Below are 17,505 nucleotides of genomic sequence, written 5' to 3'. Positions count from 1 at the left end.
TTTTCCCTCGTTTCATTTTGCACTAGAATCTGTGCTCCATGTTAAATAATACCACAACATGTTGTTATTTCAAGAGTCCATTCAAAACTATTTTTATTTTTAGCATTTTATACAAATATCCCCTGCATTCTTTACTATAATTACTACTTCATTTCAAGCCAAATCAGCCGAAACCAGACCGGCATCACGCTCGTGACAGTCAAAACTCGCTCTCGGCTGCATCTTGTAGTGTGTTCTCTTGGTGTAAATGTACATCCCGTTTTATACAGAAAATGCAAATCGCTTTCCTATAAAATAAAAAATTACCCGTCTCCATAATTGGTTTCGGGTAATTTCGCAGATTTCTTTATTCTAGTTACCAGATTCGTTCCTTGCGTACCATAATAATAGTTCTATATATAAAGATTAACACGGCGGACAAAAGAATGCCTCCGATAATATCCGTCGCCCAATGCACTCCGCTTGCAAGCCTTGTGCAAACCATAACAACAGATAATACATCAAATAAAATCACCAAAAATCCTCTGGCAAATCCTTCCATAAAACGGCTTTTAAACTGCATCCTCGCTGTTACGAATACACACAATGCCAACATGGTATGTGAAGAAGGATAAGATGCTGCTAATTGACCATCCTCAAGCACCGGTCTGTAATTAATTACTAAAAATTCAAATAAAACATAACAGATTCCCACTAGTACATAAAATACAATCAGTACTTTAAGCGACAAATCGACCTTCGACAACTCTCTCGACCGTGCAAACTGTAGAATTGCCAAAATCACAAAAAATATTGCAATTACAATTGCCAAATATCCAATGTACTTCGACACATCATAGCATAATTCATTACTTCCAACCACTTGATAAACCATGCTGTTAAATGTTGCGAATCCCACTTCGCTGCCTTGTGGACCGATTGCCTGCACATCCACAACTTTCAATAATAATGTATACGCGATAAATATAATTAATAAGATGAGCGTAACGAGCTTACATCTCCTTGTTCGATTCTCCATATTAATATATATTCCCCTTATTTTGCTTACTAATTTCTAAAATCATATACTAGCATTGTCTTACATAATTCAGGTTTTTGCAACCCCCCCCTTTCCTGTTCCCCAGAACAAAGCATGTCGCTTGCGACATGCTCGCGCCGAGCGCGGTTGCAGAATGCAACATTTTCATCTCGCGCGAGTGCGCATCCTTAGCGGAGCGTTTTTTGTTTAATAGGAAATGCAGAGCAATTTCCTATTAAATAAAAAGAGCAGAGAAGCATCTGCTATGCCCCTCTGCGTCTTTCAATCTCTTCTTATATTTTTTCAAGCTTTACTGCACATACCTTATATTCCGGAATTCTGCAGATTGGATCAAGCGCTGCATTTGTCAGCCAGTTACAATTTCCATCCGGAAAATGGAACGGCATCCATGTCTCGCCCGGCGAGACTTTATCTCCCACTCTTGCAGTCGTTTCTACCGAACCACGACGTGAAGATACCTTAATCCTCTCTCCATTTTTAATTCCAATACGCGCTGCATCCTGCTCATTTATTTCGATAAAGGACTTTCCTTCAATCTCCATAAGTCCCGGAGTACGTCCCGTCATTGCACGCGTTGTGTAATGATACAAGATACGACCTGTCATCAAGATGGTCGGATACTCTTCATCCGGAAGTTCCTTCGATGGCTTATAAGTTGTCGGATATAACCAGCCAAGTCCTCTTGAGAAGCGATCCACATGCATGATTGGTGTTCCAGGATGTTCCTTTGATGTACATGGCCACTGAAGTCCCTGTCCTGCAACTTCTTCGCTGTCAAGTCTTTCATGTGAAATTCCGGCAAATGACGGTGTCAAAGAAGCAACTTCATCCATAATTTCAGCTGCTGTCATATGTTTTTGCGGATATCCCATGCGATTCATAAGATCAATGATAATATCCGTATCCAGGCGAATATCAAACTCCGGATTCTTCGTCAAATCTACCGCCTTGCGTACTCTTTGCACGCGACGTTCTGTATTCGAGAACGTTCCTTCTTTTTCTGCATATGACATACCCGGCAAAATAACATCTGCAAGCTGCGCAGTTTCAGTCATAAATAATTCCTGTACCACAAAGAAATCAAGACTCTTAAGTGCTTTTATAATATGTGTTGTATCCGCATCTGTAACAACCGGATCTTCTCCATAGATATAAAGTCCCTTGATCTTACCTTCTATTGCTGCCGGGAACACATCTGTTGCATGAATTCCAACTTCCGTCGGAAGTTTCACGCCCCAGGCATCTTCAAACTTCTTAATGACATCCGGATTCGCTACTTTTTGATATCCCGGGAAGTCTGTCGGCTGAGCTCCCATATCACAAGCTCCCTGCACATTGTTCTGACCTCGCAGCGGATTCACACCGCATCCGGACTTGCCAAGCTTTCCGCACAGCATCGCAATATTGGACATAGACATAACGCCTTCTGTTCCCTGCGAATGTTCTGTAACACCAAGACAGTAAATAATCGGAGCCTTGTCTGCTTCCGCATAAATATGCGCAGCCTTTACAAGATCATCCGCATCAATATGGCATTCTTTTGCTACTTTTTCCGGTGTATATTCTTTTACGATTTCGGCTAACTCTTCATAACCTTCTGTACGTTCTTTGATAAACTTCTCATCCACAAGGCCATCGCGAATCAGAATATGCATAATACCATTTGCAAATGCAACATTGGTACCCGGCTTTAATTTCAGGTGAATCGTTGCCTTCTTGGACAAGTCAATATCACGAGGATCCACTACAATCAGCTTTGCCCCCTTCGCTACCGCCTGGCGAATCTGCATACCAACAACCGGATGTGCTTCTTCCGGATTGGAGCCCACAAGCAAAATAGCGTCCACATCCTTTGTAATATCTCCGATTGGATTGGTCATTGCACCGGAACCTAACGTCATAGCCAATCCTGCTACCGAAGCTGAGTGGCATACACGCGCACAATTATCTGTATTGTTTGTTCCAAAACAAGTACGAACCATCTTCTGCACCATGTAGATATCTTCATTTGGTGATCTAGAGCAGGCAAATCCCGCCAGTGAATCAGAGCCATACTGTTTCTTTATTTCCATGAATTTAGAAGCAACAAGGTCAAGTGCTTCATCCCAGCTTGCTCGTTCAAACTCGCCGGTCTTTTTATTTTTAATCAAAGGATATTTAATTCTATCATCTGCATGAACGAAATCAAAAGAACCGCTTCGTCCCTTTACGCAAAGCAATCCCTTGTTGGAAGGACCATCTGCTGCAAGGCAATCAACAATCTTATTATCCTTTACCACAAGATCAAACTGGCATCCGGTTGCACAATGTGGACAAGTAGTACGAACCTTGTGCGTCTCCCAAACACGATATGGTTTATGACGCTTCATGGTTAATGCTCCTGTCGGACAAGCCTGCGCACAGTTACCACAGGACTCGCAAGTTGAATCCGCCCAGTCCACTCCAAACGGAGTGGATATATGTGCAACAAATCCACGTTCTGCAGTACCGATTGCTCCGCGCCCTACAATCTTTTCACAAGTATTTACGCATCTATGACACAAGATACACAGGTTCGGATCGAAGCGCAAGAACGGATTACTCTCATCGATTGGATAATCAATCTTTTCGCCCTCAAATTCCGATCTTTCCACACCATATTCCATACAATATTCTTGTAATTTACATTCTCCGTTAAAAGAACACTTAAAGCAATTTGTCTTATGATTCGATAACAAAAGATCTAGCACGGTCTTTCTTGCTTCTCTTACCTTCGGTGTGTTCGTAAATATATTATTTCCTTCTGCAACCGGGAACGAACATGCTGTCTGCATCTTAGGATTTCCTTCAATTTCCACAAGACACATACGACATGACGCTTCCGGACTTAACTCTTTTAAATAACACAGGGTTGGAATCTTAATTCCCGCAGCTTCAGCCGCCTGGAGAATGGTAGTTCCTTCTTCTACCTGCATTTCAATGCCGTCGATTTTAATGTTTACCATTCTATTCCACCTCCTTTGCTGCTTTTACCGCCACACCGGCCACTTTGTGGATTGCATTAAATTTACAATGTTCTATACAAGCTCCACATTTTACACATAAATCCTGGTCGATCGTATGCGGATTCTTAACGGTTCCAACAATCGCATTACTTGGACATTTACGTGCGCACAGTGTACAACCTTTACATTTATCTTCTTCAATTTCAAAATGCATCAAAGGCTTACATACACAAGCCGGACATTTATGATCTCTTACATGTGCTTCGTATTCTTCACGGAAGAAATGAATCGTTGAAAGAACCGGATTTGGCGCTGTCTGACCAAGACCGCAAAGTGCCGTTGTCTTAATCTTATTTGCCAGATCTTCAAGTCGATCTATATCCTCCATCGTTCCTTCGCCCGCTGTAATCTTATCTAAGATTTCAAGCATTCTCTTGGTTCCCACACGACATGGTGTGCATTTACCACAAGATTCATCTACCGTAAATTCAAGGTAGAATTTGGCAATATCTACCATACAGGCATCTTCATCCATTACAATCAATCCACCGGAACCCATGATGGAACCAATTTCCGCAAGATGTTCATAATCCATCGGCACATCAAGATGTTCTGCCGGAATACATCCACCGGATGGTCCACCCGTCTGTGCTGCTTTGAACTTCTTGCCATTTGGAACGCCGCCGCCAATCTCTTCTATAACAGTTCGAAGCGATGTTCCCATCGGCACCTCTACAAGTCCTGTATTGTTGATCTTACCGCCAAGTGCAAATACCTTCGTTCCTTTTGATTTGTCTGTTCCAATATTCTTGTACCAATCTGCACCATTTATAATAATCTGCGGAATATTGGCATAAGTTTCGACATTATTTAAGATTGTCGGACTTTCAAAAAGACCTTTTACTGCCGGAAATGGCGGTCTTGGTCTAGGTTCTCCACGATTCCCTTCAATAGAAGTCATAAGCGCAGTTTCCTCACCACAGACAAATGCTCCGGCACCAAGTCTAAGTCCAATATCAAAATTAAATCCTGTGCCAAAAATATCATTTCCAAGCAGGCCATACTCTCTTGCCTGCTTGATGGCAATATTCAGTCTTTCTACTGCAATCGGATACTCTGCACGTACATAAATATATCCCTGATCTGCACCTATCGCATATCCGGCAATTGCCATTGCTTCAAGCACTACATGTGGATCACCTTCTAACACGGAGCGATCCATGAATGCTCCCGGGTCACCTTCGTCTGCATTACAACATACATACTTTTGTACTTTGCCCCGGTTGCCGGATGCAAAACGCCACTTCATACCTGTCGGGAATCCGGCTCCGCCTCGTCCTCTTAATCCACTTTCGAGAATTTCTTCGATTACTTCATCCGGCGTCATTGTTGTCAGGACTTTGCCAAGTGCTTCATATCCGCCTGTACCTATATACTCATCAATTTCCTCAGGATTAATCACACCGCAATTTCTAAGCGCAATTCTCTTTTGACTTTTATAAAATACGGTATCATTTAAAGAATAATGCGTTGATGCACCTTCTCCCTGATAAACAAGTCTTTCCACCACACGTCCCTTAACCAGATGTTCCTTCACAATTTCTTCTACATCTTCAAGGGTTACTCTTGAGTAAAACGTTCCTTCCGGGTCAACAATAACAATCGGACCCGCTTCGCACAGACCATGACATCCTGTCTGTACCACTGCAATTTCTTCTTCAAGTCCATTTTGCCTTATTAATTCTTTAAATTTTATAATCAGCTCATCGCTTCGGCTACTCCGACAGCCGGTTCCTCCACAAACGAGCACTTCTGATCGATACATTTCGTTCCTCCGATTTCTATTTGACCGTATCAGCATCACTTAAAGTATATTCTTTTATCACTTCTTTACCCTTTAAGTGTTTCTGTACAATATCTTTTGCTTTCTTTTCATCAACCCAAATATAGGTAATCTTTTCCTTTCCCGGTTCAAAGACTTCCACAATTGGTTCATACTGACACAAACCGATACAACCGGTCTGTGTTACCATAACATTGTCCAGCTTTTCTTTTTGCACTTCCTGTGCCAATGTATTGAGTACCGGACGTGCTCCGGAAGCAATTCCACAAGTCGCCATGCCGACAACCACCCTTGTCACATCAGCACCCATTTCACGGATTCCAATCTGACCTTTCATCCGCTCCTTAATTGCCCGAAGTTCTTCTAATGATTTCATCTCACGTACCTCCTAAGGTATCTAAGTTATTTTCCATCTGTTTGTTCAATATGTTCTTGAATATATTCCTTTAGAAAAGCAGACACTTCCTGCTCCCGAAAAGAAACATCTCCAAGAATCTCCCTAACTTCACTTGTATCCAACACGAATTTTCTACCATCAACTATATAACAAAATACAAACCGTATTTCTTCGTGATATACAACAAGCGTATGTATTGTTGCTGTAAGATCACCAAGCGGCATGCAATCGATATGTCCTGTTTGAAATACTGCTTTTATATGTGTTCCGACTCCTTCTTTCGAAGAAAGTTCAAAACTCCCCTGTGTTGCTTGCGCACTCTGCTTAAGAAATGGAATCCCTAATCCAACTTTTCTTGTTTTTCTTGAAGTATAAAAAGGATCTACAACCTTTTTGCACATCTCATCGCCCATTCCACATCCATCATCACGAATGTCAAATATCAAAATATCCTTTTGTGTATTAACCTCAACCAATAAATCAATCTTAGACGCTCCGGCTGTAATAGAATTCTGTGCAATATCTAATATACTTAGTGAAATTTCAGGTAACATTTATTTGTATTTCTCCAAAATACCCTTGACATCTTTCTTCTCAAGACGTCCATATACTTCGTCATTAATCATCATAACAGGTGCCAGTCCACATGCTCCCACGCATCGACAGGCATCCAATGAGAATTTTCGATCCGGTGTACATTCTCCGGTCTTAATTCCAAGTATCTCCGATACTTCTTCTAGGATATTTCCCGATCCTTTTACATAGCAAGCAGTTCCAAGGCAAACCGAAATCTGATATTCTCCTTTCGGCTGCAGATTAAACTGCGAATAAAATGTTGCTACACCATAAATTTTTTCCAAAGGAATTGCCAATCCATCCGAAATCATCTGCTGCACTTCCACCGGAAGATACCCATAAATTCCTTGCGCTTTTTGCATGATCGGCATCAAACATCCCTTTTCATCCTTTAATTCCTCAATGACGGCTTTAAGCTCTTGTTCTTGCTCTTTCGTGCCCTCAAAAGGAATCAACGTCTGTTCACTCACAATAACGCCTCCTAACTGTTTTTTATTTTCTTTCACCCCGCCAAATATAGTCCTAATAATAAGATAAAAACTTTTTGTTATAAATGCGACTCCTTTACACATTTATAACCACCTTTTAGTCCCATATGGCTTTTAACCTACATTACCTATCTTATCATAATTCATCAATTTCTCAACGGAATTATCCCAACTTTAGTCTCATCTAACCAAGAAGATACTTTTCATTTTAATAAGTTTTTTTTATTGATTCGCATTTTTTATCACATTTCCAAAAAAAACATGCACGAATGTAACATTTTCCTATCATCAAGATATAAGAAAATGTCCCCCTCCGGATAATCCTCCTAAAACGTCTCCGAACAAAGCATGTCGCTTGCGACATGCTCGCGCCGAGCGCAGTTGCAGAATGCAACATTTTCATCTCGCGCGAGTGCGCATCCTTAGCGGAGCGTTTTTTGTTTAATAGGAAATGCAGAGCAATTTCCTATTAAACAAAAAAGGAGCTTGCTATAAAAGCAAACTCCTTTTGATTCCTTCAAAACTTTTTTCTTCCACTTCTAACACATACGCGTTATCTTCTGTTCTCATCTCAATCAGCCGGTGTGCATCCGAGTCCGACAGATATTTCTTGCCGCGCAAATACGGATGCTCCTTGCATAATTGTTCTTTATCCGCCGGTCTGTTCAATTCATAAATTGTAAATTCACTATCCGGAGGAATCATGCCAAAACTACTTAAAAGACTTGTTGTTGGTTTATTAATATGTGCCGGCAAATAGATGCCACCATACTCCTTCCATATCTGCGGCATCTTCTCAAATGAAAGATCCGTTCCTGCAATCAGCAAATTATCATATTCTCCAAGGCATCGGTCTCCCGGTCCATACAATAACTGATTGCCATATATTCGAATCTGGTTTTTCACCTTCAACAAATGTTCTTCTACAAAAGCATCAAATCGCATTGCTGCTTCTAAACTTTCAAACAGCCACAATACATGTATCTCTTCTGCTGTTGTAAGTTCCATTCCACAGATTCCCAGCACTCCATGTTTTTTCGTTGCTTCAAGAAATGCCTCGCAGTTCTTACAACTGTTATGATCGGTGAGCGCCACAGCATCGAGGCCATTGATGTAAGCCATTCCTGCTATATTCTCCGGCGTCATCTCATTGTCTCCACACGGAGAGAGACAAGAATGAACATGAAAATCATATTTAAGCTCCATGAATCTTGTTATGTACCTCCAGTGCTGCTTCAAATATCGGCTGTCTTGTTTTCATCAGGCAGATTTCCTGCTCTTTCGCCGTCTCGATTACCTCTTTTGTCGGCTGTATTCCTTCGCACAAAATTATACAGGCGCACTCCGTCAATGCCGCCACAGCCAGGGTATTGTTGTTATTCATAATCGTACACCAGACACCACGTTGTGGCACATCACGCATTGCCACACTTAGTAAATCGCAGCAATATACTTTACTGACTTCCATTTGTTTATCTACCGGCTTTGTCACATATTCAAATTCTTCCAATGCAGCAATTTCATCAATTGTCATCTTTATGTTCTTCTTCCTTTTGCATCTTACTGTAAAATCCTCGAAGCAGATAGATACAATTCTCTTTCTTACTTCCTTCAAATCCTCTCACGATATCTTCCGCGAGCGCACGGCATGTCGGCGCACCACATGAACCGCAGTCCATCCCCGGAAGAGTCTTAAGCAGCGTCTCAACTTTTGACATATTATCAATGCTTTCTTGCATACTTTGACCAAGTTCGAAAACCGGTTCAAATTCCGGTGTGTTCTCCCATTCAATCTGAATGTTGCACAATTTTTCAAAATACTCTCTTGGTGACTTTTTTGTCACCGGAATATAACGGTCAAGCTGCTTTACTTTAGCTCGCGCAATATAAGGATTTTCAACATTCAAAACTCCACCCATACATCCGGCCGAACAATTCTTGAGTTCTGCAAAAATCAAATCATCCGGAAGTCTGTCATCTTCAATCTCCTCTAGGGTCTTGATGACATTTTCAATTCCATCTACTGCCACATAATTGCGAATTCCGATTCCCCGCGCCTCTGCACACGTCGTTCCAACACCTACACCGCTACGACCGGCTCTGATTAATTTTTCCTTCGGATTCGGATTCTCTTCCATACACCTTACCAGCTGCTTATAGATATCTTTCATTGCCAGCACCGAAGTTATATGTGTCTTTTCTATTCCAATCGGAGACTTGATATATGCTGCCTGCGCAGGACAGGGCGTAATATATACAATCTCAATCTCCTCTTCTTTATATCCCGTCTGTTCCATCGTCTGTGCCAATGCCGCTCGCGCTGCAATCTCAATCGGCGGAACAAACGGAATGAGATGATCTAGCAATTCCGGAAAACGCACTCTTATCAAACGCACTACCGCCGGGCAGGTCGAGTTGATAATCGGATACTTTTCCTTATGTTCTTCAATATATACTCTGGCACATTCCATCCAATATTCATAAGCATAGGCAATATCAAACACATCATCAAATCCCATTGCCTTAAATCCATACAGCACAACATTTAAATCATGCAAATGGTTAAACTGTCCATAAATCGACGGATCGACAAGTGCCACCTTGTATTTTTCCTTGTCTATATTCTTCCATTCATCACGGTGCGATCGCTTAGCATGATAAGGGCAGTGCTGATTACACTCTGCACAGTCAATACAAAACTCCTTTATGATATGCGCTTTTCCGTTACGTACACGGATTGCATTCGTCGGACACCTTTTCAGACAGTGAATACAGCCTTTGCATCTGTCTGCTTTGAGATAAACGGAATGATAAAATTTATTCTCCATTCAATTCACCTTTTCCAATCAGCTTTATCGTTTACTGATTGATGTAGATTTTCATTTCTACGGTAGTTCCTACCCCCAGTTGTGTTTCGATATGCATCTCATCAGTCGATTTTTTCATATTCGGAAGCCCCATACCGGCTCCAAACCCCAACTCGCGCACTTTATCTGTTGCCGTAGAATATCCTTCTGTCATTGCTTTTTTCACATTCTCAATGCCAGGTCCTCGATCACATAATCTAAGAACTATCTCCCCTTGTGAGATTTCTGTATCGATATAACCTCCGTCTGCATGTATGACCATATTAATTTCGCCTTCATACATCGCAATCGCCACACGCCTTACAATTGCCGGTGTTATATGCATCTTTTTCAGCTTTCGCTTAAAATCCGTACTTGCAGATCCGGCATTCGTAAAATCATCCCCATCAACCTCATAGTGAAATTCTATCTTATCCATGATTGTTTGGTCCTATAATTCCCTTTCCATATAATATTCCGCAAGTGTCAAATGTTGACAGCTCCGTGCGCATCACACATAACCCAAAGGTATTCGCAAGTGCAATAATCTCGCCTTCCGGCATTTTCCCTCTTGTATAAATCACACAGGGAAAATCCTTCATCTCTGCTGTGCGCACGGTTTGCGAATTCACCAAACCTGTAATGAGCACACAATTATCCGATGCAAATGCCAATGCATCGCTCATCAAATCCGTCGCATATGCCAATGTAATATCAACGCTTTCATCAAGTTCATCCGTTAATACTTGTGCCTGTAACGCTTCTTTCATTTCGAGCAGGTTCATAACTATTCCTCCAACTCCTGTGTAAAATAACCATATGGTAATTATAGTCCTAAACCATAAATGGGCGCAATAAAAAAAGAATTTCCTGTAAAACAAACAAAAGAGCGCTCTCTTAGGGGAAAGAACGCTCTTTTGTTTCCTATTTCATATCAATTCGTATTATTTAGAAAGAAGGTCTTGTGCTTATTTATCACTATTGTTCTAAATCCGCTACGAGACAATCGTTCTTGTACTTAATTAAGTACATGTTTATATTACCCGCTTTTTTTTTCATAATCCAATAGAAAAATTGTATGATATAATAACTTTATCTTATCAGTAAACGGAGGCGGTCATTATGAACACCAGACAGATTGAATATTTTATTGCGGTTGCAGAAGAACTTAATTTCACCAAAGCTGCTGCTCGATTATACGTATCGCAAACAGCTGTAACGCAGCAGATAAAATCACTTGAGAATCTGATTGGTTCCCCTCTTTTTATTCGAACAAAGAAAAAGGTGACTCTTACCGAAGCCGGCAAAGCATTTTACCGAGAAGCTCCGGAGATTTTAGAGCATATTGATTCTGTATTTACCCACACTCGCGATGCCGCTCTTGGTATGATTGGTTCCATTGATATCGGGTTTACCGCCGATATTAAATCCACCATCTTTCCCGACCGCATCTTAGAATTTCATCGTATGTACCCTAATATCCAACTGCATTTTAGCAGTGGCAACCCTTCCGAATTGTTGTCACGTCTCAAAAGCAGGGAACTTGATATCATTGTTACCCCTATATTTGACCAAACGTGCTTTGTTGGAATTGCTCATAAAACCATGCAGCGCTCTTCCTTAACTGTTGTGGTTCCTTTTAATCACAAATTATCGCATCAGCGTTCCATTTCAAGACAAGATCTGCAACACGAAAAACTGATTTTGGCCTGCTCCCCTGATAGCCAGGTTGGTGAGGACCGTGTCATTATCAATCCTTTTGTAAAAGCCGGATATGATGTAGAAATCCTTGATAAAATTGAAGATATCGAAACCGTATTGCTTATGGTCTCTTTACATATGGGAGTCTCTATCTTGCCGGCTTATATTGCTGATTCCAACCGAAATGATAAACGTGTCGTTGCCATTCCATTCGAAAATGGAAAAGAATATGTCGATAATGCATTAGCCTGGAATCCGGAACACTCCAATCCAACTTTGGAGCAATTTATTTCCTTTATCATCGATGAAACATAAAAACGCAGGATTTTCCCCTGCGTTTTTTTATATGATTCCTTATGGTTATGTGTCGGATATATTTCCCTGTGCAATATGACGTTTTAGGATTTCATCCGTTAATTCAAACAAGATCTTAGACCCTTCTTTCGTCTGACTTTGACGTTTATAGACCTGTTCCTTACTGACTTTATGATATTTCCAGTCAGCTCCTCCGTTGCTGTCATTTAACATTAACGGCTGCAGATTATCCATAGCTCGTACAAATCTCGCTTCCGGAGTCTTAAGTTCCTCAAACTCATCAAAAATGGCCTGCAGCTCCGTCTTTTGGTCCTCCGGAAGAAGCGAGTAGATGCGCTCCTTTGCAGCCTGTTCTCTTTCATGCTGAGACTTCTTGCCTTCTTCATCATAGGCATAAGTATCTCCGGCATCAATCTCCACAATATCATGAATGAGGCACATGAGCATAACCTTTGCAATGTCAATTTCTTCATTTGCATATTCTTTTAGGACATATGCCATAATTGCCATGTGCCAGGCATGCTCTGCATCATTTTCATTTCTCCCATGTCCGGACAGATGCGTCTGCCGAAATACATTTTTATCCTTATCAATTTCCAAAGCAAACTTCATCTGCTTTTTCAGTCGTTCATTCATTTTTATACTTCCCGTCTTAATATTTTTCCAAAGGAATTCATAAGCAGCGCTGTAAATCCCCAGATTGTGTGATATTCATACTGATAGAACAGCGTTTTTTGTTCAACCTGTCTCCATTGGTAATCTTTTCCACCGACAATTCTGTCAAATGGAAAGTCGTCCCCAAACTGTGGCTCATAAGAAACGATATATTCTTCCGGTTTGGTTTCTAAAAAGAATTTCAGTGGGACGGTAAATACCGATTCTACTTCCTCCTTATTGAAGTTTCCCTGATATCCTTTTATCACTGCCACAAATGGATAAATCATAAGATTCCCTGTTCGAAAGGTATCTGCTTCTCCTATAATCTCAATCTGCTTTGGTGAAATGAGAAGTTCCTCACAGGCTTCTCTCACAGCTGCTTGTCTTGCAGTTTCACCCTCCTCAATTGCACCTCCCGGAAGACATACATCTCCCGGCTGAGAGGGAATGGTACTCGAACGCACCTCAAAAATCACCTCATGACCATCCTGTGCTTCAATCATCGCAATACATACTGCACAGCGAAATCTCTCTTTGTCTCCAATTTCTTCCGGTGTCCTACCTTGAATGATTTCTTTCATATCCATCCTACTACACCTCATTTTTTTCTAACCATTTTGATGCATAAGAACATGTTGCGGTAACAGTTCCTCCATTTTCCTTAATGGTATCCGCCGCCATCTGAATCAATTTTCCGGCAATTCCCTGGCCTCGCAGTGATTCGTCCACATAAGTATGATTGATACAGTAGACATGATTGGGCATCTCCGGAAATGTTACTTCTGCCATCAGCTTCCCACTTTCATCTCGCCAATAAATTCTGGTGCTTTCGATGACATATTGCTCTTTTTCCTGCTTGTCTTCTTTAACCTCATGATTTCCAAACTGTTCTACTCTCTTCATAACCTGCTTCTCCTTCGACCGACTCTTAACATGATTTCCAACAATCTCGGATACCTCACTAACCGTTACAAAAGTAGACGCATCCACAGAATCAATTACACTTTTCAGTTGTGGTACTTCAAACTGTGTCAGCACACAATATAAGATGGTTTTCGAACCACTTACCAGACCCTCACCACGAATAATGGTAACGGTACGCCCAAGATATTTATAAATATTTTCCGCGACTTCTGTTGGTGCATCTGTAATAATAAGCGCGGACTTTGCCTGGCCTATTCCGCCCTCTACCAAATCCAGGATCTTAGAGGTAATAAAATATGTGAGCAGCGAATACATCGCACGGTCCGGTCCAAACAAGATTCCGGCAACAGAGTAAATAATCAAATTGAATATCAAAACGGTTCTTCCCACAGGAAAATCTTTTGCCCTATTCAGCAGGATTGCCACCGTCTCCGTTCCGTCTAGACAACCTCCATATCGAATTACAAGGCCTACTCCAAATCCCAAAATAACGCCTCCAAAGCATACGGCCAACAGATATTCATCTGTCATCCCCTTAAGAGGTTCGAATGCTTCAAGAGCAATAGAAAAAATCACCATGGAATACGCTGCTTTTATCACGAATAGATATCCCATCTTCTTCCAGCCGATTATCAAAAATGGAATATTTAACACAATTGTAAGTAAGCCAAGCGGAATCTTACTCACAGTACTGATAATAATCCCGACACCTATCACGCCGCCATCTAGTATGGTACATGGCACCAAAAATTCTTCAATTGCAAATGCCGCAATCACTGCACCTGCTGCTAATACTAAAAAATCTATCAACAATCGTAATCTCTTATCCATATTCAAATTATACCACAGTCCTCCTTGCTATGAATCAAATCACAAAAAAAGACTGCCTGATCATCAGACAATCTTCTTTTAACTAAGTTAATAAATTAATACCGGCATACCGGCATAGGCAACCTCAAACAGTGATGCTGCAAAGGAAGCCGGCAAATTGATACATCCGTGAGAACCATTGGTCTTATAGATATTACCGCCAAACGAGCTTCTCCAACTTGCATCGTGGAAACCAACGCCTGTCCAGGTAATTCGCATCCAATAATTAACTTCCGTCTCATAGTCCTCTCCAACAAGCACCTTATCGGTCTTTCGCTCAAGCAAATAATAAGCTCCTGTTGGCGTATCATTTTCTCCTGCTTCTCCGGTTACACAATCCGACTGCATAACCAATTTTCCATCCACATATACCCATACATGCTGTTGACTGATGGATACTTCGGCATATGTATTGCCGATTTCTCCTCCCTGTCCTGCCATCTGCGGCTCACGATTGCTCACCGTTTCCTTGTTTGCAATAGCTTCCTCCAGATAGGCGATTTCCGTTGTTTCATCAACCTTGGTTCCCCAATATCCTCCGGACAACTCGATGTTCTCTCCACCAGTAGTCGTAAAGGATACCGGATCTCCTATGGTATTATATGTATCATCTAAATCATCAACCGATTCCTCCAAAAACGAAGTATCCACTTTTACTTTCGCCTTCTTGGTAATCTTAATGCTATCTTCCGGTATCGTAATCTCGAATCCATTCTCATAGGTTGCGGACCATGCAAGATACTCTTCTTTTTCTGCTACTGCTGCTTCCATATCTTCTTGTGTAACGGTCGGCTGCACGTAATACTTAGAAACATCAATTCCCGTTGCATCCTCTGTTACAGCTTCAAGCAATGCCTCTTTATCAATCTTATTTCCATATACTTCCGCCGTAATATTATCATCAGAATCAACTGTTGCATTCTCACTTTCCGTTGCTGACTCGTTCCATTCATCAATATAGGCTTCAAGCTTGTCTGTATCTACACTGGTTTCTATCGTTACTTCATATTCTTTATGAAACAAGCTAGAAAACAGTCGAGATCCTGAATCCAAACCAGAGGTATCGATGGAATAGGTTACACAAGCCTGCTCCATCTCAGGATCCGAAAAAACATATCCATTCTCATAAAACTGCTCCGTCAGTGCAGTCTCCACATCCCCATCACTCGAATAGCGAATCTGTTGTCCATTCACTATTATATGTGCATTGTTATATGCAAACACAGCTGCCGCAATTGCAGCTGCAATCACTACAATTACAATGATCCATATTATTTTTTTCTTCTTAGCCTTTTTTTCCTCTATCTGTTGAGGTTCTGTCATTGAACTCATCATCTTCTCCTATCATATCTTGAATGTGACTTATCGTCTTCTCCAAAACCTCGAATTCTAATCTATCATATCCTCTACACTCTTTCTAACACATGATTTGCGCATCATATGAAATCTTGTTCATTGTACGACCATCCCTGCAACTTGTCAATAAATCAGGCGACTTTTTGTCCGTCTTAACTACTTTTTAACAAATTCGCAATCTGGCATTCTTAATTTACCTTTGCGCTTATTCCATTTACATCTACAACCCTTCCATAGCGTCTTTCATCTAGATCGGTTACATAAAATGGTGCCGTCTGCTCGATGTGTACAACTTCTCCTTCCAAAAACTCCGCATCCGGTACTTCCTTTACAATCTTGCTTCCATGAATCAACTGTACCAAACCATTTTTTTGTGTTTTTTGATTCACTGCATCAACGATTCCAATATTGGCAAGCCGATCGCAGATTTTATTATAAGGATTTTTATAACAGCCCCTCTCATCCGGTTTATCACCATGTGCAAATGGAATATACTGACGCTCTCCCTGTCTATATGGTCTGGGAATACATTCTAAACGATGCGCCTTTCCAAGTTCGTATAACTCTTGTACCAATTCAAGATTCTTGACATCTTTCCATCCCTTTTTTTCCCACTTCTCATAACGCGGCTGATCCGGAAAATCCTTCGCAAATCCCGCATATACATAGGTGCTGTCTGTAATAAAATACACCTTAGCTCCTTCTTTTACCGCTTTTATACCTTCGATTGCGCCAAGAAGCTCTGCCTGGTTATTGGTCATATTCTGGCCATATCCGTATCCTTCTTCTACTATATTATGATTGCAATCGACAACTACATATCCATAGCCTCCATACCCCGGATTACCACCTCGTGCGCCTCCGTCTGAATGCACCTCAAAGTATTCTTCCGATGTATCCGGTTCAAATCTTCTATCGATAAGACTATAAAGCTCCTTGCTTGGCGTTTGATTGTTAACGCCCTGCATATATTCAATTGCCTCTTCTTTTGTCGCAAATCCTTTATATTGTGCACCTTTATATCCATTTACCTGTACTTTCGCCTCATCCCAGCTTAAATAGATTCCCGGTGTCAATCCCCTTCTCACAGCATAATAATTCTTCTTTGCCATTTACACTACTCCTCTTACTTTTTTGTCCTTAATTATTGTACACGCAATCGAGTAGGAGGGAGTGACTAGCTCCCGTCCTCTCATAACACCGTACGTACCGTTCGGTATACGGCGTTTTCAATAGTTGACGTGCACAGACTGATAGGCTGTGGCTAAATCATAGAAGCCACTGTTTATCAGTCTATCTTTTGTCATCGCCATGTTGACTGCGACTGTATGTGTGGTAAACCAATATCCACGCCGACTGTTGCCAGCCATATGTGCCAAGTCCTTAGGCACACCCATCTTAATCAGATTTCGCACCTTTGTCTTGGGCTTCTTCCATTGTTTCCATATACACATACGTATTCTGTGATAGAGCCATCCATTGATTTCGTCTATGTTGTTCTTCATGCTT

General features: G+C 41.2%; 18 protein-coding genes. 1 reads left to right on the top strand and 17 read right to left on the bottom strand.

Annotated features, from left to right (window positions below):
* Positions 1–355 precede the first annotated feature (355 nt).
* The 11 genes from BLS20_RS09025 to BLS20_RS08975 all read right to left on the bottom strand — a co-directional run bounded on the left by BLS20_RS09025 (position 356) and on the right by BLS20_RS08975 (position 10,958).
* Entirely contained in the window at positions 356–1,018 is a 663-nt protein-coding gene (locus BLS20_RS09025; RefSeq protein ID WP_090174052.1) for a phosphatase PAP2 family protein, read from the bottom strand.
* 293 nt (positions 1,019–1,311) lie between these two features.
* Positions 1,312–4,023 carry a formate dehydrogenase subunit alpha gene (gene fdhF / locus BLS20_RS09020; protein ID WP_090174051.1) on the bottom strand — a complete coding sequence of 904 codons (2,712 nt, stop codon included), beginning with the start codon at positions 4,021–4,023 and terminating at the stop codon, positions 1,312–1,314.
* A gap of 1 nt (position 4,024) precedes the next feature.
* Positions 4,025–5,848: an NADH-quinone oxidoreductase subunit NuoF gene (gene nuoF / locus BLS20_RS09015; protein WP_090174050.1), complete on the bottom strand. Its 1,824-nt coding sequence runs from the start codon at positions 5,846–5,848 to the stop codon at positions 4,025–4,027.
* Between the two features lie 16 nt (positions 5,849–5,864).
* Positions 5,865–6,242: a (2Fe-2S) ferredoxin domain-containing protein gene (locus BLS20_RS09010; RefSeq protein ID WP_090174049.1), complete on the bottom strand. Its 378-nt coding sequence runs from the start codon at positions 6,240–6,242 to the stop codon at positions 5,865–5,867.
* A 26-nt stretch (positions 6,243–6,268) separates the two neighbouring features.
* On the bottom strand, positions 6,269–6,817 hold the full coding sequence (locus tag BLS20_RS09005) for an ATP-binding protein (protein ID WP_090174048.1): 549 nt from the start codon (positions 6,815–6,817) through the stop codon (positions 6,269–6,271).
* Positions 6,818–7,309: an NADH-quinone oxidoreductase subunit NuoE family protein gene (locus BLS20_RS09000; RefSeq protein ID WP_423230178.1), complete on the bottom strand. Its 492-nt coding sequence runs from the start codon at positions 7,307–7,309 to the stop codon at positions 6,818–6,820.
* A gap of 507 nt (positions 7,310–7,816) precedes the next feature.
* The gene (locus BLS20_RS08995) at positions 7,817–8,533 is read right to left on the bottom strand and encodes a PHP domain-containing protein (protein WP_090174047.1); all 717 of its coding nucleotides are present in this window, start codon (positions 8,531–8,533) and stop codon (positions 7,817–7,819) included.
* Positions 8,523–8,861 carry a DRTGG domain-containing protein gene (locus BLS20_RS08990; RefSeq protein ID WP_090174046.1) on the bottom strand — a complete coding sequence of 113 codons (339 nt, stop codon included), beginning with the start codon at positions 8,859–8,861 and terminating at the stop codon, positions 8,523–8,525. The genes BLS20_RS08995 and BLS20_RS08990 overlap by 11 nt, the downstream gene beginning before the upstream one ends.
* A complete protein-coding gene (locus tag BLS20_RS08985; protein ID WP_090174045.1) occupies positions 8,851–10,155 on the bottom strand; it encodes a [Fe-Fe] hydrogenase large subunit C-terminal domain-containing protein in 1,305 nt (434 codons plus the stop codon). The genes BLS20_RS08990 and BLS20_RS08985 overlap by 11 nt, the downstream gene beginning before the upstream one ends.
* Positions 10,156–10,186: 31 nt before the next feature.
* Positions 10,187–10,612: an ATP-binding protein gene (locus BLS20_RS08980; RefSeq protein WP_090174044.1), complete on the bottom strand. Its 426-nt coding sequence runs from the start codon at positions 10,610–10,612 to the stop codon at positions 10,187–10,189.
* The gene (locus BLS20_RS08975) at positions 10,605–10,958 is read right to left on the bottom strand and encodes a DRTGG domain-containing protein (RefSeq protein ID WP_090174043.1); all 354 of its coding nucleotides are present in this window, start codon (positions 10,956–10,958) and stop codon (positions 10,605–10,607) included. Before BLS20_RS08975 ends, BLS20_RS08980 begins: the two co-directional genes overlap by 8 nt.
* 337 nt (positions 10,959–11,295) lie before the next feature.
* Between BLS20_RS08975 and BLS20_RS08970 the strand changes: the two genes are divergently transcribed.
* Complete coding sequence (locus BLS20_RS08970; RefSeq protein ID WP_090174042.1) at positions 11,296–12,189, top strand: LysR family transcriptional regulator; 894 nt, start codon at positions 11,296–11,298, stop codon at positions 12,187–12,189.
* 45 nt (positions 12,190–12,234) lie between these two features.
* Here the strand turns inward: BLS20_RS08970 and BLS20_RS08965 are convergent, their stop codons facing one another.
* The 6 genes from BLS20_RS08965 to BLS20_RS08940 all read right to left on the bottom strand — a co-directional run.
* On the bottom strand, positions 12,235–12,825 hold the full coding sequence (locus BLS20_RS08965; RefSeq protein WP_090174041.1) for an HD domain-containing protein: 591 nt from the start codon (positions 12,823–12,825) through the stop codon (positions 12,235–12,237).
* Positions 12,826–12,827: 2 nt separating this feature from the next.
* Positions 12,828–13,433 (bottom strand): NUDIX hydrolase, encoded by a 606-nt coding sequence (locus tag BLS20_RS08960; protein ID WP_242870565.1) that lies wholly within the window; start codon positions 13,431–13,433, stop codon positions 12,828–12,830.
* Positions 13,434–13,437: 4 nt separating this feature from the next.
* The gene (locus tag BLS20_RS08955) at positions 13,438–14,601 is read right to left on the bottom strand and encodes a GNAT family N-acetyltransferase (RefSeq protein WP_242870571.1); all 1,164 of its coding nucleotides are present in this window, start codon (positions 14,599–14,601) and stop codon (positions 13,438–13,440) included.
* Positions 14,602–14,688: 87 nt separating this feature from the next.
* Entirely contained in the window at positions 14,689–15,972 is a 1,284-nt protein-coding gene (locus BLS20_RS08950; protein WP_176762354.1) for a L,D-transpeptidase family protein, read from the bottom strand.
* 212 nt (positions 15,973–16,184) lie between these two features.
* A complete protein-coding gene (locus BLS20_RS08945; RefSeq protein WP_090174039.1) occupies positions 16,185–17,108 on the bottom strand; it encodes a ribonuclease H family protein in 924 nt (307 codons plus the stop codon).
* Positions 17,109–17,225: 117 nt separating this feature from the next.
* Positions 17,226–17,505, bottom strand: a 280-nt coding sequence (locus tag BLS20_RS08940; protein ID WP_143010248.1) for a group II intron maturase-specific domain-containing protein, incomplete at its 5' end; no start/stop codon positions are given.

This window comes from Eubacterium oxidoreducens (assembly GCF_900104415.1).
GTDB lineage: Bacteria > Bacillota > Clostridia > Lachnospirales > Lachnospiraceae > Eubacterium_C > Eubacterium_C oxidoreducens.
This window is presented reverse-complemented; position numbering and strand designations above follow the sequence as displayed.

What these genes read in the sequence shown, in the direction of transcription:
- BLS20_RS08990 (WP_090174046.1), bottom strand. Translation starts at nt 8,861, where the DNA reads ATGACAATTGATGAAATTGCTGCATTGGAAGAATTTGAATATGTGACA.
- BLS20_RS08950 (WP_176762354.1), bottom strand. Translation starts at nt 15,972, where the DNA reads ATGAGTTCAATGACAGAACCTCAACAGATAGAGGAAAAAAAGGCTAAG.
- BLS20_RS08975 (WP_090174043.1), bottom strand. Translation starts at nt 10,958, where the DNA reads ATGAACCTGCTCGAAATGAAAGAAGCGTTACAGGCACAAGTATTAACG.
- BLS20_RS09025 (WP_090174052.1), bottom strand. Translation starts at nt 1,018, where the DNA reads ATGGAGAATCGAACAAGGAGATGTAAGCTCGTTACGCTCATCTTATTA.
- BLS20_RS08965 (WP_090174041.1), bottom strand. Translation starts at nt 12,825, where the DNA reads ATGAATGAACGACTGAAAAAGCAGATGAAGTTTGCTTTGGAAATTGAT.
- BLS20_RS08970 (WP_090174042.1), top strand. Translation starts at nt 11,296, where the DNA reads ATGAACACCAGACAGATTGAATATTTTATTGCGGTTGCAGAAGAACTT.
- fdhF (WP_090174051.1), bottom strand. Translation starts at nt 4,023, where the DNA reads ATGGTAAACATTAAAATCGACGGCATTGAAATGCAGGTAGAAGAAGGA.
- BLS20_RS08960 (WP_242870565.1), bottom strand. Translation starts at nt 13,433, where the DNA reads ATGGATATGAAAGAAATCATTCAAGGTAGGACACCGGAAGAAATTGGA.
- BLS20_RS08955 (WP_242870571.1), bottom strand. Translation starts at nt 14,601, where the DNA reads ATGGATAAGAGATTACGATTGTTGATAGATTTTTTAGTATTAGCAGCA.
- BLS20_RS08985 (WP_090174045.1), bottom strand. Translation starts at nt 10,155, where the DNA reads ATGGAGAATAAATTTTATCATTCCGTTTATCTCAAAGCAGACAGATGC.
- BLS20_RS08995 (WP_090174047.1), bottom strand. Translation starts at nt 8,533, where the DNA reads ATGGAGCTTAAATATGATTTTCATGTTCATTCTTGTCTCTCTCCGTGT.
- nuoF (WP_090174050.1), bottom strand. Translation starts at nt 5,848, where the DNA reads ATGTATCGATCAGAAGTGCTCGTTTGTGGAGGAACCGGCTGTCGGAGT.
- BLS20_RS09005 (WP_090174048.1), bottom strand. Translation starts at nt 6,817, where the DNA reads ATGTTACCTGAAATTTCACTAAGTATATTAGATATTGCACAGAATTCT.
- BLS20_RS08945 (WP_090174039.1), bottom strand. Translation starts at nt 17,108, where the DNA reads ATGGCAAAGAAGAATTATTATGCTGTGAGAAGGGGATTGACACCGGGA.
- BLS20_RS08980 (WP_090174044.1), bottom strand. Translation starts at nt 10,612, where the DNA reads ATGGATAAGATAGAATTTCACTATGAGGTTGATGGGGATGATTTTACG.
- BLS20_RS09010 (WP_090174049.1), bottom strand. Translation starts at nt 6,242, where the DNA reads ATGAAATCATTAGAAGAACTTCGGGCAATTAAGGAGCGGATGAAAGGT.